This window comes from Streptomyces sp. STR69 (assembly GCF_024519455.1).
GTDB lineage: Bacteria > Actinomycetota > Actinomycetes > Streptomycetales > Streptomycetaceae > Streptomyces.
The window spans coordinates 1-323 of sequence record NZ_JALJRY010000116.1 but is presented as its reverse complement, the minus strand read 5'-3'; the positions used below and the strand labels follow the sequence as shown (position 1 = coordinate 323).

At 71.5% G+C, this 323-nt stretch carries 1 protein-coding gene; it reads right to left on the bottom strand.

What is annotated here, in order from left to right:
• On the bottom strand, positions 1 to 323 hold a 323-nt coding region (locus OC490_RS49215), incomplete at both ends, for a hypothetical protein (protein WP_262064578.1).

Below are 323 nucleotides of genomic sequence, written 5' to 3'. Positions count from 1 at the left end.
CCGGGCGAGCCAGGCGGCGGTGCCCGCGGCGATGGCCGGAGCGGCCTGCCGCAGGTGGCTGCGGACCAGGTGCGGTGCGCTACCGATGACGGCATAGAGGAGGCAGTTGCCGTCGCCGGGGGTCGGGACGGCGTTGCCGGTGGGGGCGATGTACGGGGACGCCGGGGCGGTGGTGGTCGTGGTGGTGGTGGCGCCGGGGGCCGGCTTCTTGCCCTTGTCGGTCCTATCTGCCTTACCAGCCTTGCTCGCCTTGCCGGTCTTGTCTGTTTTGCCGCCGCTGGTACCGGACTTGGACGGCCCGCTCTTCTTCGGCTGCTGTTTCG